This window comes from Kitasatospora sp. RG8, from assembly GCF_017813315.1.
Taxonomy (GTDB): Bacteria; Actinomycetota; Actinomycetes; order Streptomycetales; family Streptomycetaceae; genus Kitasatospora.
On record NZ_JAGIYX010000004.1, the window covers coordinates 225,697 to 238,981 of the forward strand.

At 73.3% G+C, this 13,285-nt stretch carries 12 protein-coding genes and 1 tRNA gene; 10 read left to right on the plus strand and 3 right to left on the minus strand.

Annotated elements, in window-relative coordinates; genetic code table 11:
• The first annotated feature begins 3 nt into the window (after nucleotides 1-3).
• From J5Y04_RS08635 to J5Y04_RS43175, 3 genes are all read left to right on the plus strand, one after another.
• On the plus strand, nucleotides 4-756 hold the full coding sequence (locus tag J5Y04_RS08635; protein WP_209411518.1) for an amino acid ABC transporter ATP-binding protein: 753 nt from the start codon (nucleotides 4-6) through the stop codon (nucleotides 754-756).
• Between the two features lie 46 nt (nucleotides 757-802).
• The gene (locus J5Y04_RS08640) at nucleotides 803-1,789 is read left to right on the plus strand and encodes an ABC transporter substrate-binding protein (protein ID WP_209411258.1); all 987 of its coding nucleotides are present in this window, start codon (nucleotides 803-805) and stop codon (nucleotides 1,787-1,789) included.
• Between the two features lie 93 nt (nucleotides 1,790-1,882).
• On the plus strand, nucleotides 1,883-3,070 hold the full coding sequence (locus J5Y04_RS43175) for a serine/threonine-protein kinase (RefSeq protein WP_209411259.1): 1,188 nt from the start codon (nucleotides 1,883-1,885) through the stop codon (nucleotides 3,068-3,070).
• On the opposite strand, the gene J5Y04_RS08650 is transcribed toward J5Y04_RS43175, so the two are convergent.
• Entirely contained in the window at nucleotides 3,041-3,757 is a 717-nt protein-coding gene (locus J5Y04_RS08650) for an MBL fold metallo-hydrolase (protein ID WP_209411260.1), read from the minus strand. The two genes, J5Y04_RS43175 and J5Y04_RS08650, sit on opposite strands and share 30 nt — an antisense overlap.
• A gap of 291 nt (nucleotides 3,758-4,048) precedes the next feature.
• On the opposite strand from J5Y04_RS08650, the gene J5Y04_RS08655 reads away from it, so the two are divergent.
• Entirely contained in the window at nucleotides 4,049-4,900 is an 852-nt protein-coding gene (locus J5Y04_RS08655) for a fumarylacetoacetate hydrolase family protein (protein ID WP_148642934.1), read from the plus strand.
• A 71-nt stretch (nucleotides 4,901-4,971) separates the two neighbouring features.
• Here J5Y04_RS08655 and J5Y04_RS08660 read toward each other — a convergent pair whose 3' ends face one another.
• A complete protein-coding gene (locus J5Y04_RS08660) occupies nucleotides 4,972-5,712 on the minus strand; it encodes a TetR/AcrR family transcriptional regulator (RefSeq protein ID WP_209411261.1) in 741 nt (246 codons plus the stop codon).
• A gap of 187 nt (nucleotides 5,713-5,899) precedes the next feature.
• Between J5Y04_RS08660 and J5Y04_RS08665 the strand changes: the two genes are divergently transcribed.
• The 5 genes from J5Y04_RS08665 (at nucleotide 5,900) to J5Y04_RS08685 (ending at nucleotide 12,295) form a co-directional block, all read left to right on the plus strand.
• The gene (locus J5Y04_RS08665; protein ID WP_209411262.1) at nucleotides 5,900-6,589 is read left to right on the plus strand and encodes a rhomboid-like protein; all 690 of its coding nucleotides are present in this window, start codon (nucleotides 5,900-5,902) and stop codon (nucleotides 6,587-6,589) included.
• 64 nt (nucleotides 6,590-6,653) lie between these two features.
• Complete coding sequence (locus J5Y04_RS08670; RefSeq protein WP_209411263.1) at nucleotides 6,654-8,360, plus strand: DUF885 domain-containing protein; 1,707 nt, start codon at nucleotides 6,654-6,656, stop codon at nucleotides 8,358-8,360.
• Nucleotides 8,361-8,572: 212 nt separating this feature from the next.
• Nucleotides 8,573-10,150 carry an MFS transporter gene (locus J5Y04_RS08675; RefSeq protein ID WP_307853007.1) on the plus strand — a complete coding sequence of 526 codons (1,578 nt, stop codon included), beginning with the start codon at nucleotides 8,573-8,575 and terminating at the stop codon, nucleotides 10,148-10,150.
• A 79-nt stretch (nucleotides 10,151-10,229) separates the two neighbouring features.
• Nucleotides 10,230-11,159 (plus strand): carbohydrate kinase family protein, encoded by a 930-nt coding sequence (locus J5Y04_RS08680; protein WP_209411264.1) that lies wholly within the window; start codon nucleotides 10,230-10,232, stop codon nucleotides 11,157-11,159.
• A 128-nt stretch (nucleotides 11,160-11,287) separates the two neighbouring features.
• Complete coding sequence (locus J5Y04_RS08685) at nucleotides 11,288-12,295, plus strand: serine protease (protein ID WP_209411265.1); 1,008 nt, start codon at nucleotides 11,288-11,290, stop codon at nucleotides 12,293-12,295.
• Between the two features lie 242 nt (nucleotides 12,296-12,537).
• On the opposite strand, the gene J5Y04_RS08690 is transcribed toward J5Y04_RS08685, so the two are convergent.
• Nucleotides 12,538-12,609 (minus strand) — tRNA-Arg (locus J5Y04_RS08690).
• A gap of 157 nt (nucleotides 12,610-12,766) precedes the next feature.
• On the opposite strand from J5Y04_RS08690, the gene J5Y04_RS08695 reads away from it, so the two are divergent.
• Nucleotides 12,767-13,255 (plus strand): response regulator, encoded by a 489-nt coding sequence (locus J5Y04_RS08695; protein WP_209411266.1) that lies wholly within the window; start codon nucleotides 12,767-12,769, stop codon nucleotides 13,253-13,255.
• Nucleotides 13,256-13,285: the final 30 nt, after the last annotated feature.

Consider the following 13,285-nt stretch of genomic DNA (forward strand, 5'->3'; position numbering starts at 1 on the left):
CCCATGGTGCAGGTCAGGGGCCTGCACAAGAGCTTCGGGCAGCTCGCCGTGCTGCGCGGGGTCGACCTCGACGTGCCGGCCGGCTCGGTGACGGTGGTGCTCGGCCCGTCCGGCTCCGGCAAGTCCACCCTGCTGCGCTCGATCAACCACCTGGAGAAGCTGGACCGGGGCTTCGTCGCGATCGACGGCGAGCTGATCGGCTACCGGCGCTCCGGGGACCGGCTGCACGAGCTCCGGGAGCGGGAGGTCCTGCGCCAGCGCACCAACATCGGCTTCGTCTTCCAGAACTTCAACCTGTTCCCGCACCTCACCGTGGTGGAGAACATCATCGAGGCGCCGGTCAGCGCGCTGCGCCGGCCCAAGGCCGAGGCCCGGGCGGCGGCGCTGGAACTGCTGGAGCGGGTCGGCCTGGCCGACAAGGCCGGCGCCTACCCCCGCCAGCTCTCCGGCGGCCAGCAGCAGCGCGTGGCGATCGCCCGGGCGCTGGCCCTGGAGCCGAAGGTGCTCCTCTTCGACGAGCCCACCTCGGCGCTCGACCCCGAGCTGGTCGGCGAGGTGCTGGACGTCGTCAAGGACCTCGCCCGGGCCGGCACCACCATGATCGTGGTCACCCACGAGATCGGCTTCGCCCGCGAGGTCGCGGACACCGTCGTCTTCATGGACGGCGGCGTGGTGGTCGAGCAGGGCCCGCCGGAGGCGGTCCTGGACGACCCGCAGCACGAGCGCACCCGGGCCTTCCTGGCCAAGGTCCTCTGACCCTCCCCCTTCTCGCACGACCCCTTCACCCCGCAGGAGTTCCGCCATGTCCCTATCCCGTCGCGCCCTCGTGACCGCCGCCGCCCTCGCCGCCACGCTCACTCTGGGCGCCTGCGGCAGCGCCACGGACGCCTCGGCGGAACTCGCCCCGGCCAAGGGCGGCACCGCGCCGAACGGCGTCACGGTCAACCTGACGCCGAACCAGAACCGGGTCACCACGGGCAAGGTCGACGCGGTCGCGGCGCTGGTCCCGGAGGAGATCAGGAAGAGGGGCACGCTGACCGTCGTCGACTCGCTGGGCACCACGCCGCCGCTGGACTTCTACGCCAACGACGACAAGACCATCATCGGCGTCGAGCCCGACCTCGCCACGCTGATCGGCAACGTCCTCGGCCTGAAGGTGGAGTTCAACCCGGTCTCCTGGGAGAACATCTTCGTCGGCCTGGACAGCGGCAAGTACGACGTCGGCATCTCCAACATCACCGTCACCGAGGCCCGCAAGGAGAAGTACGACTTCGCCACCTACCGCCTGGACGTCCTCGGCTTCGAGGCGAAGAAGGGCAGCGGCTGGAAGGTCACCGGGCCCAAGGACATCGCCGGGAGGACCATCGGGGTCTCCTCCGGCACCAACCAGGAGAAGCTGCTGATCGCCTGGAACGAGGAGAACGCCGGGAAGGGTCTCAAGCCGGCCGAGATCAAGTACTTCCAGAACTCCTCCGACTACTACCTCGCACTCTCCTCCGGCCGGATCGACGCCTACGTCGGCCCCAACCCGAGCCTCGCCTTCCACGCCGTGCAGACCGGCGAGAGCGAGGTGATCGGCACCTACTCGGGCGGCGGCGCCGAGGTCCTCGGCAAGATCGCGGCGACCACCAGGAAGGACGGCGGGCTGGTCCAGGCACTCAACGGCGCGATCAACGAGGTGATCAGGAACGGCACCTACGCCCAGGTGCTGAAGCGCTGGGGACTGGACGGCGAGGCCGTGACGGCCTCCGAGATCAACCCCCCGGGTCTGCCGAAGCCGAAGCCGTAGCCCGTTCACCCTCCGGTCTCCCCCCACCGCTATGGTGGCCCCGGTCACGGTGAACACCGTTCGGAACCGGCGTACTTGGGGGTTGGGGGAGACATGGGGCCTGGGGAGGTGCTGGACGGCCGCTACCGGCTGGAGCGCAAGCTCGGCGAGGGCGGCTTCGGGGTGGTCTGGGCGGCCCACGACAGCAACATGGACCGACCGGTGGCGGTCAAGGTGCTCTCGGAGGACCAGGCGCGCGACGAGGAGGCCGTCGAGCGCTTCAACCGGGAGGCCAAGACCGCGGGCGGCCTCTCCAACCCGCACATCGTCACGGTCTACGACTACGGCCGGTGGCAGCGGGGCGGCTGGTCCACCAACTACCTGGTCATGGAACTCGTGTCCGGCCGGCCGCTGTCCGCGCTGCTCAGGGAGGGCACGCCCGACCTCACGCTCTCGCTGAAGTGGGTCCGGCAGGTCTGCAAGGCGCTGGACGCGGCCCACCGTTCGGGTGTGGTGCACCGGGACATCAAGCCCGAGAACATCATGATCGCCGACAGCGGCGAGGCCAAGGTGCTGGACTTCGGCATCGCCCGGCTGCTCACCCAGGCCGCGGGCGGCGGGCTCACCTCCACCGGTGTGGTCATCGGGACCCCGCCCTACCTGGCGCCCGAGTGCTGGGCCGGCGCCCCCATGGACGGCCGCGCCGACCTGTACGCGCTCGGTGTGGTGCTCTTCCAACTCTGCACCGGGCAGCGCCCGTTCAACGCCGGCACCCCGGTCACCATGATGTACCAGCACCTCCACGACCCGCCGCCGCCGTTCCACACCCCGGATCCGGCGCTCGCCGTGCTGATCCGCCAGTTGCTCGCCAAGGACCCGGTCGACCGGCCCGCCGACGCCGCCGAGGTGCGGCGCCGGCTGCGCGAGGTCCGCCTCGGTCCGGAGGAGCCCAGCGCCGAGGCGCTGCGCAAGCGGGCCGACCAGGCCTGGCAGCACGGGGTGGACGGCCGGCCGGGGGAGGCCGTCCAGATCCTCACGCCGCTGATCCCGAAGCTCGCGCGGGTCTGCGGCCCGCACGACGTCCGCACCCTGCGCACCTGCCACGACCTGGCCCTCTGGCTGGCGCGCGACGGCAGCCCGGGCGCCGCCGTCGCCCTGCTGGCCGAGCTGGCCGAGGCCCTCGGCGAGCCGCAGGCCCGTGCCGACGTGGCGCGCGACCTGGACCGCTGGCGGCGTGCGTGCGAGCGCGGCGGCCCGGGCCGGCCGAGGCCGCTATCCCTGCGGCAGTTGCTCGACGGCTGACCGCAGCGCGGCCGAGGCCCCGGCGGCGACCGGGTCGCCGTGGCCGAACACCGCCGTCTCCACCGGCAGCGAGGCCAGCCGGCGCAGGGCGTCCGCGGCCCGCGCGGGGTCCGTGTTGAAGACGCCCAGCATGGTCCGCCCGCCGACGTTGGCCACCGTGTCCCCGGTGAAGAGCACGCCGGGCCCGGGAAGGTGGAGGGCGATGCTGCCGTCGGTGTGGCCCGGCACGTGCACCACCACCGCGCCGCCGCCGAAGCCGAGCACCTCCCCGTCCTCGACCTCCCGGTCCACCGGGCAGGGCGGGGCCGGGGGCAGCGGCGGCAGCCCGGCCCAGATCTCCTCCTCGAACGGGCTCAGCACCGGCGGAGCCGGCGCCTGCTCGCCCCGGACCACCGGGGCGTCCAGTCGGTGCGCCACCACCTCGGCGCCCCAGCGCCGCGCCAGCTCGGCGGCCGAGCCGGTGTGGTCCTCGTGGTGGTGGGTCAGCACGATCCTCCGCAGCGCCGCCGGGTCGGACCCGGCCCGGCGGACGGCCGCCTCGACGTCGTCGGCCGACCCGGCGATGCCGGTGTCGACCAGGGTCAGGGCCTCCCCGCCCCCGTCCCCTTCCTCGTCCCGCCAGAGGTAGGCGGTGCCGAAGTCCAGTGTGATCATGTACAACTCGGGCCGTACCCGTATCAGCTCCATGTCGGCGATCCTGTGCGGCCGCGCCGCCGTCCGCGCGCGTGTTCACCGTGAGCGTGGGGCCGTTCGCCCACGGCGGAGCCGCCCGGGGCCCGCCGCCACCGGCCGGGGCGGCTGTCAACCGTACGGGCACCCGATTCCGGGCCGTCCCGGCTTGTGCGAATTGATAGGAACTCGCCCACCGAGACCGTCTGGTTCCCAGGTGGGAGCCGTTGATATACCTCGCATGCAAGAGTCCGGGAGCGGTGTGCGGCCGCCCCGGCCAGCTGCGAAGGAACTGGTGGTGACGCTCATATGAAGCTCCTCCGTGTCGGACCTCCGGGCGCCGAGCGTCCGGTCGTGCTGGGCCAGGACGGCACCGCGTACGACCTCTCCGGGCGCGCCCGGGACATCGACGGCGCCTTCCTCGCCGGGCTCGACCCGGCCGCCCTGGCCCGCGACGTGGCCGCCGGCCTGCTGCCGGAGGCCGACCTCGCCGGGCAGCGCGTGGGCGCGCCGGTCGCCCGGCCGGGCAAGGTGGTCGGCATCGGGCTCAACTACCGCGACCACGCCGCCGAGGCCGGGGCGCCGATCCCGGACGAGCCGGTGATCTTCCTCAAGCCCAGCTACACGGTGGTCGGCCCGTACGACGAGGTGCTGGTGCCGCGCGGCGGCGAGAAGACCGACTACGAGGCCGAGCTGGCGATCGTGATCGGCCGCACCGGCCGCTACCTGGCGGACCACGCGGCGGCGGCCGGGGTCATCGCCGGGTACACCATCGCCAACGACGTCACCGAGCGCGCCTTCCAGTTCGAGCGCGGCGGCCAGTGGGACAAGGGCAAGTCGGCGGAGACCTTCACCCCGCTCGGGCCGTGGCTGGTCACCGCCGACGAGGTGGCGGACCCGCAGGCGCTGCCGCTGCGCCTCTGGGTCAACGGGGGGCTGCGGCAGGACGGCTCCACCTCGCAGATGGTCTTCCCGGTGCTGGAGATCGTCCGGTACGCCAGCCAGTTCATGGTGCTGGAGCCGGGCGACGTGATCGTCACCGGTACCCCGGCCGGCGTCACCCTGGGACACCCGGGGACGCCGTTCCTGATCCCGGGCGACATCGTCGAGATCGAGATCGACGGGCTCGGCCGGCAGCGGCAGGTGTTCGGCAAGGCGTAGCGCCCGCCGTCGGTGACCCTTGCCCCGGGCACGGGGGTCGGGGTTGCCGTGAGGCCGGTGCCGGTGCGCCCTCACGGCCGGCGCGTGAGCAGCTCCCGCAGCCGTGCGACGCGGGTGTCGTCCGGACCCTCCAGCGCCAGCAGCCCGGCCAGCACGTCCGCCGTCTGCCGGTCGCCCAGCGCCGTTGCCGCCGCCATCGCCACGAACTGGTCCACCAGCCAGTCCCGCAGCTCGGCCACCGGCACCGTCCGGCCCTCGTCCAGCCAGGTCAGCGAGGCGCCCTCGACCACGGCGATCCACGAGCGGACCAGCAGCGTCAGCCGCGGCCCGGCGTCCCGGACGCCCAGGTGGCGCAGCGTCCGCTTCAGCGCCGCCCGCCGGACCTCGTCCACGATCGCCGAGGTGCCCGCCGTCTCCACCACGGAACCGCCGCGCAGCAGCGCCGAGTAGCCCGCGTCGTGCTCGGCCACGAAGGCGAAGTAGCTGTCCAGCACGGCCGCCAGCTGCGCGGTCGGGGTGCCGGTCAGCTGCACCGTGAACCGGCTGGTCAGCTCCTCGGCCGCGGTGCGCAGCGCGGCCTCGTACAGCTGCTGCTTGCCGCCCGCGAAGTAGCGGTACACCAGCGGCCGTGACGCCCCGGCGGCCTCCGCCACGTCGTCCAGGCCCACCTCTTCGGGCGGCCGGGAGGCGAACAGCTCCAGTGCCACCGCGATCAGCTGTTCCCGGCGCTGCTGCACCGGCAGCCGCCGGTACCCGCTGCGCCGCGTGCGTGCCTCGGGGGTGGACGGGACTGGGGCTGAGCTGGCTTCCATGGCGGTCAGCGTAATGGGCGTCAGGTCGTTCTGCTCCTGGCCTGCACGGCACTTCTCGAACGGCCGTGCGTGCCCGTGCCCGCCCGGTCCGCAGGTGCGGCCCCGCCGCGCCGGTGCGGGCGCGCGGAACGGGGGTGCCTCGCCCAGGATGGAGGGGTTGCCACCGCCACCGAGGAAGGGCCGCCGGATGACGCGGACACCGGAGCCGACGGGCCTGGCGCACCGACTGCCACGGGCGGCGTCGGCGTGGGTCCGCTCGGCCCCCGGGACGTACGTGTGGCTGCTCGTGCTGGCGGTCACCAGCTTCGTGGTGGCGCGGATGGACCCGGCCAACCTGGACTGGTTCCTGGCCGCCCGCTCGACCAACGTCGACAACCTGCGCTCGGACCCGGTGCACGTGCTGCTGGCCAGCGCGCTCTGGACGGAGTCGGCGAGCTTTCCCCTCTACTTCGTGCTGTTCAACCTCTTCCACGCCAACGCCGAACGCTGGCTCGGCACCCTGCGCTGGCTCACCGTCGCCGTCACCGCCCACGTGGTGGTCACCTTCGTCAGCGAGGGCGTGGTCGCCTGGGGCATCGCGGAGGGCCGGCTGCACGACGACCTCGCCGGCACCGTGGACGTCGGCGTCTCGTACGCGCTGGCGGGCGTCGTCGCCGTGCTCACCTACCACTTCGCCGGCCGCTGGAGCCTGCTGTACGGCGGCGGGGTGCTGGTCTTCTACCTGCTGCCGCTGATCACCTCGCACACGTTTACGGACCTCGGACACTTCTGCGCAGTGCTGGTCGGCCTCTGCTTCTTCCGCTTCGCGCGCGGACGGCCCACCTGGGACCCGGGTCTGCTGTTCCGGGGGTGGCGGGAGCGGCGGGCCGGCGGCTGAACTGGCAGGCGCATGCCAGGGGATAGGGGCTTGCAATCGGCCCCTGCCACGCAATGATGTCCAGATGGTTGAAGAACTGATCAACTCCGACGGCACCACCCCGCGCCGTATCGCCGACGCCTACGTGCAGGCCCTCGCCCAGCTGGACCCGCTGACCGCGGTGTACCTGGGGCTCAACCCCGAGGACGACCGCCTCCCCGACCTGTCCCCGGCCGGAGCCGACGCGCTCGCCGCACTGGCCCGGCACACCCTCGCCGTGCTCGCCGAGGCGGAGGCGGCCGGCGCCGCCGAGGACGAGGCCGAGCGCCGGTGCGCCCGCCTGCTGCGCGAGCGGCTCACCGCCGAACTCGCCGTCCACGACGCGGGCGAGGGCTTCCGGGCGGTGCGCAACCTCGGTTCGCCGGTGCACAACCTGCGTGACGTCTTCACCCTGATGCCCACCGAGACCGAGCAGCAGTGGGAGGTTCTCGGCCGCCGCCTGGCCCGGGTGCCCGCGGCACTCGCGCAGTACCGCGAGACGCTCGGCGAGGGCGTCGAGCGGGGCCTGCTCTCCGGCCCCCGCCAGGTCGCCACCGTGGTCGGACAGCTGGGGGAGTGGCTGGAGGGCGAGGAGCCCGGCGGCTGGTTCGGCGGGCTCGCCCGGAAGGCCCCCGAGTCGCTGCGCCCGGGCCTGACCGAGCACGCCCTCGCCGCCAACGACGCGCTCGGCCGGCTGCGCGAGTGGCTGTCCGACGTCTACGGGCCGGCCGCCGCCGACGCGCCCGACACCGCCGGGCGCGAGCGGTACGGCCGCTGGGTCAGCTACTGGACCGGCGCCGACCTGGACCTGGACGAGGCGTACGCCTGGGCCTGGCAGGAGTTCCACGACCTGCTCGCCCAGATGCAGGCGGAGGCCGAGAAGGTGCTGCCCGGCGCCACCCCGATGGAGGCGATGAAGTGGCTGGAGACCGACGGTCCCGCCATCCGGGGCGCCGAGGCCACCCGTGAGTACCTCCAGGGCCTGATGGACCAGGCGATCAACGACCTCCAGGGCACCCACTTCGACCTGGCCGAGCCGGTCACCCGGGTCGAGTCGATGATCGCCCCGCCCGGCAGCGCGGCCGCGCCGTACTACACCGCGCCCTCGCTGGACTTCACCCGCCCCGGGCGGACCTGGCTGCCGACCCTCGGCCGGGAGGGCTTCCCGGTGTGGGACCTCGTCTCCACCTGGTACCACGAGGGCGTCCCCGGCCACCACCTCCAGCTCGCGCAGTGGAACTACGTCGCCGACCGGCTCTCCACCTACCAGGTCAGCATCGGCGGGGTCAGCGCCAACCTGGAGGGCTGGGCGCTGTACGCCGAGCGCCTGATGGACGAGCTGGGCTACCTCACCGACCCCGGCCACCGGCTCGGCTACCTCAACGCCCAGATGATGCGCGCGCTGCGGGTGATCGTCGACATCGGCATGCACGTCGGCCTGGACTTCCCCGCGGACTCCCCGTACCGGCCGGGCGAGCCGGTGCTGCCGGACGCCGCCCGGGAGTTCTTCGGCCTGTACTGCGGGCTCTCGGCGGAGTTCCTGGACAGCGAGCTGGTCCGCTACCTGGGCATGCCCGGCCAGGCAATCGGCTACAAGCTGGGCGAGCGCGCCTGGCTGCGCGGCCGGGCGGCGGCGCGGGCGGCGCACGAGGCGCGCGGCGAGGAGTTCGACCTCAAGGCGTGGCACATGGCGGCGCTGTCGCAGGGCTCGCTCGGCCTGGACGACCTGGTCGCGGAGCTGGCCGCGCTGTAGCGCCCGGCGTCGTGCGGCTGCGGGCCCCGGGGTGTCGTGGACACCCGGGGCCCGCGCGCGTGTCCCGGGCCTCGTCCCCCGGTCCCGGGACCCTGGTTCTTTGGTCCCGAATTGCCATATTCAGCGAGGTTTTTCCTTGCCAATCGGCGCCCCGGGAGTTTGGCTTGAAGGCGACTGCGTGACCTCTCCGACCCTCTGCGGAAGGCTCAACAGTGTCTGCTCAAACTGCCACCGGGCATGCGGCTCACGGGGCGGCGGACAGCCGCCGCTGGTGGGCCCTGGCGGTCATCGCCGTCGCCCAGCTGATGATCGTCCTCGACATCACCATCGTGAACATCGCACTGCCGTCGGCCCAGAAGGACCTCGGCATCTCCGACGCCAACCGCCAGTGGGTGATCACCGCCTACACGCTGGCCTTCGGCGGCCTGCTGCTCCTGGGCGGCCGGCTGGGCGACCTCTTCGGCCGCAAGCGCGTCTTCACCGTCGGCCTGCTCGGCTTCGCCCTCGCCTCCGCGATCGGCGGCGGCGCGTCCGGGCCGACCATGCTGTTCGCGGCCCGTGCCCTCCAGGGCGCCTTCGGCGCACTGCTCGCCCCGTCCGCGCTCGGCCTGCTCTCCACCACCTTCAGCGATCCACGGGAACGCAGCACGGCGTTCGGTATCTTCGGCGCCATCGCCGGCGGCGGCGCCGCGATCGGGCTGCTCCTCGGCGGTCTGCTGACCGAGTACCTGAACTGGCGCTGGTGCCTCTTCGTCAACACCCCGATCGCGATCGCCACGGCCTTCGCCGCCTACTACGTCCTCACCCGTGACCACATCGCCAAGGGCCGCCGGGTCAGACTCGACCTGCCAGGCGCGCTGCTCGGCTGCGGCGGCCTGCTCGCCATCGTGTTCGGCATGTCCGAGGCGGTCAGCCGCGGCTGGGTCGACTGGCTGGTGCTCGGCTCGCTGGCGCTCGGCGCGGCCCTGCTGGCGGTGTTCGTGCTGGTCGAGAAGCGGACCGAGCACGCCCTGCTGCCGCTGCACATCGTCGGCGAACGGAACCGCGGCGGCGCCGCGCTCTCGGTCGGCCTGGCGATGGTCGGCATGTTCGGCCTCTTCCTGTTCCTGACCTACTACCTGCAGGAGATCAAACACTTCTCGCCCGTGATGTCCGGCGTCTCCTTCCTGCCGATGACCGCCGCGATCGTCATCAGCTCGACCGGCTTCGCGGCCCGGCTGATGACCAGGATCCCCTCGCGCAACCTGATCGGCCCCGGCCTGCTGCTGGCCGCGGCCGGCATGGCCTGGCTCACCCAGATGAAGGTGGACAGCCCGTGGGCCGGCATGGTGCTGCCGGCCGAGCTGCTGCTCGGCTTCGGCATGGGCCTGGTCTTCATGCCGTCGATGAGCCTGGCCACCCTCGGCGTCGCCCCCAACGAGGCCGGCGCGGCCTCGGCCACCATCAACTCGGCCCAGCAGGTCGGCGGTTCGTTCGGTACGGCGCTGCTGAACACCATCGCGGCCAGCGCCACCGCGAGCTTCCTGGTCGCCCGGGCCGGCTCCGGTCCCGAGGTCCAGGCCCAGGGCGCGGTGCACGGGTACGTGGTCGCCACCTGGGTGGCGATGGGCATCCTGCTGCTGGCGGCGCTGATCGCGTTCCTGATGATCAACCACCGGCCTGCGCCCGGTGAGGCCACCGGTGCGAGCGGCGGCTCCGCCGCCGGGGCCGGGGCGGCCGACGAGGAGGCGGGGGCGCGCGTGAAGGCGGCGGGGGCGCCGACGCCGGGCGAGCGGCAACGAGCCTCCTGATCTTTGCTGCAAGCCCTTGCAGCAGACCTCCGGCGCCTGCTTGACTCCTGGAACCCCCAGGGATCAAGGAGGCGCCGCCGTGTCGCAGTCCGCAGCAGCAGGGCCCGGGTTCGACCTGCTCGTCGTCGGCGGGGCCGGCGTCGACACGATCGTCCGCGTCGACCGGCTGGAGGTGCCCGACGGCGACTCGCAGCATGTCGGCCCGGTCCTCGACTACGTCGCCCACACCGGCAACGGCGTCGCCCTCGGTGCCCACCACCTGGGCCTGCGCACCGCCTTCATCGACTACCTCGGCGAGGACCCGCAGGCCGAGCTGATCCTCGCCGAGTACGCCCGCCAGCGCCTTCCGTTCGCGCACCTGGTCTCGCCGCACGGCACCGCGCGCTCGGTCAACCTGGTCGACGCCGCCGGCCGCCGCTTCTCCTTCCACGACAGCCGCCACCCGGCCGACCTGCGGCTGCCGCCGGCGTTCTACCTGCCCTACCTGGAGAACAGCCGGCACGTCCATCTCTCCATCACCGGCCACAACCGCGACATGTACGCGGACGTCCACCGGCTCGGCCGCACCAGCTCCACCGACCTGCACGACTGGGACGGCGTCAACCCGCACCACCGCGACTACGCCCTCAATTCCGACCTGGTCTTCCTCTCGGTGGCCGGCTGTCGGGGCCGGCACACCGAGGTGATGCGCGCCGTCCTCGCCGAGGGACGGGCGGTCGCGGTGGCCGCCACCGCCGGTGCCGACGGCTGCTACCTGCTCACCCGGGACGAGCCGCTGCTGCACCTGCCGGCCGTCGACCCCGGCCGCCCGGTCGTCGACACCAACGGTGCGGGGGACGCGTTCGTGACCGGCTTCCTGCACGCCTGGCTCCGCGGCCGCCCGCTGCCGGAGTGCGCCCGGGCCGGGTCGGTGGCCGGGGCGTTCGCCTGCACCACCGTCGGGACGCACACCGCGTTCATCACCGAGGACGGGCTCGCCGAGGGCCTGGCGCGCGCCCTGGCCGGCTGACTGACCGCCGGTTCCCGCCGGCGGTTTTTCTCATCGGCCTCCCAGGCGGGCGTAACGACCCTCCCAGCTCCCTCCGCCATAGTCGGACCGTACGTGCCACCGACACCCAGGGCAGGAGCAGACCAGGTATGGGACAGCACCGCCGCCGCACGCCCCGACGCCGCCTTCTGGCCCCCACCCTCCTCGCCGCGCTCTCGGCGCTCACCATCGCCACGGTGGTGGCGGGAACGCACGGCTGGACCTCGGAGGCGACGGCGGCGGGTGGCCCCTCGGCGGTGGTGGTCTCCCCGGCGAGCCCGAGTCCGAGCCCGCCCCTGAGTCCTGGCCCGACCCTGAGTCCGACCCCGGCGGCCATCGACCCGGCCACCCCCACGGCCACGGACCCGGCCACCGACCCGGCCGCCGGGCCGGAGACCCCGTCGCCGACCGGGACGCCCTCGCCCCGGGAGGCCCGGGCGGCGACCTCCTCCGCCACCCCGACGGTCACCCTCGGCACCACCGCCGAGGCCCCGGCCACCCCCGAATCCGCCACCGTGGGCGCCCTGTTCAGCGGCGACGTCGCGGCGGGCGACCACTTCTGCACCGCCAGCGTCCTGCACAGCCCGACCGGCAACCTGCTGCTCACCGCCGCCCACTGCCTGGAGAGCACCGACGGCGTCGTCTTCGCCCCCGGCTACCGCGACGGCACCGCCCCGTACGGGACCTGGCGGGTCACCGCCATCCACACCACCACCGGCTGGTCCCGCAGCGGCGACCAGGACGAGGACTTCGCCATCCTGGAGACCGCGGCCGCCGACGGCCGCCGGATCGAGGACGTGGTCGGCGCCAACACGCTCGGTACGGACGAGCCCTTCGGCGCCACCGTCCGCCTCTACGGCTACCCCAGCGGTGGCGACGCCCCGCTGCTCTGCACCAACGCCACCGGCCGCCAGAGCACCTACCAGCGCGTCGTCGACTGCCCCGACTACCCGGGCGGCACCAGCGGCGGCCCCTGGATCAGCACCGCCACCGGCCACGTCATAGGTGCCATCGGCGGCTACCAGCAGGGCGGCGACACCAACGACACGTCCTACAGCGAGTACTTCGACCACACCATCGCGGCCCTCTACGCCGCCGCGGTCGCCGCGGCCTCCTGAGCCGCACCGGCTCCGGCCGGCGGCCCGGCCGCCGGCCTTCCCCGGCAGGGTCCTCGGGACCGGACCGGTCGGCTGATCCGGCCGACCACGGCCGACCCGCGGCGGGCGATCCTGCGGGCGACGTGGCGAGCAGCCCAACTGTGCGGCCCTGGAAGGGTCCTGAGCCGTCCCGGAACATGACGAAGGCCCAGGTTGGCGGCAACTCGCCGCTGACCTGGGCCTCTTCAGCACTTCTTGCGAAGTGCCCCCGGCAGGATTCGAACCTGCGCACCCGCCTCCGGAGGGCGGTGCTCTATCCCCTGAGCTACGGGGGCCTGCTTGGTGTTGTCGTCGCGTTCGCTTCGACGTGGAGAACATTACCAGGCCCGGGGCGTGGTCCGTGCACGGGTTTTGGGAGCGGTGTCCGGAGCGGGGGAGCGGAAGTGCGCAAAGGCCGGACGGGGCGGCGGGGCCGCCGATACCCTCGGTGAGGTGTCGGGAGTGTCCGGGCGGGTCCTCGTGGTGGACGACAGCGAGGTGATCCGCCAGCTGATCAGGGTCAACCTTGAGCTGGAGGGCTTCGAGGTGGTGACCGCAGCCGACGGCGCCGAGTGCCTGGAGGTGGTCCGCCGGGTGAAGCCGGACGTGGTGACGCTGGACGTGGTGATGCCGCGGCTGGACGGTCTGCGGACGGCGGCCCGGCTGCGGGCGGCCCCGGGGACGAGCGGGCTGCCGATCGCGATCGTGAGCGCCTGCACACCGGCCGACCTGGACCTCGGCGAGGCGGTCGGGGTGGACGGGTACCTCGGCAAGCCCTTCGACCCGGCCGACCTGGTCGCACTGGTGTGGCGGCTGATGGCGCAGGGCGGCGGCGCGGAGAGCGGCGGTGCGGAGAGCGGCGGTGCGGAGAGCGGCGGTGCGGAGAGCGGCAGCGCGGGCGGATTTCGCCCTCAGCGAACAGACGGGATCGACCGGGGCTGAGCACGGCGGCAGGGCGTCTCAACCGGTAAA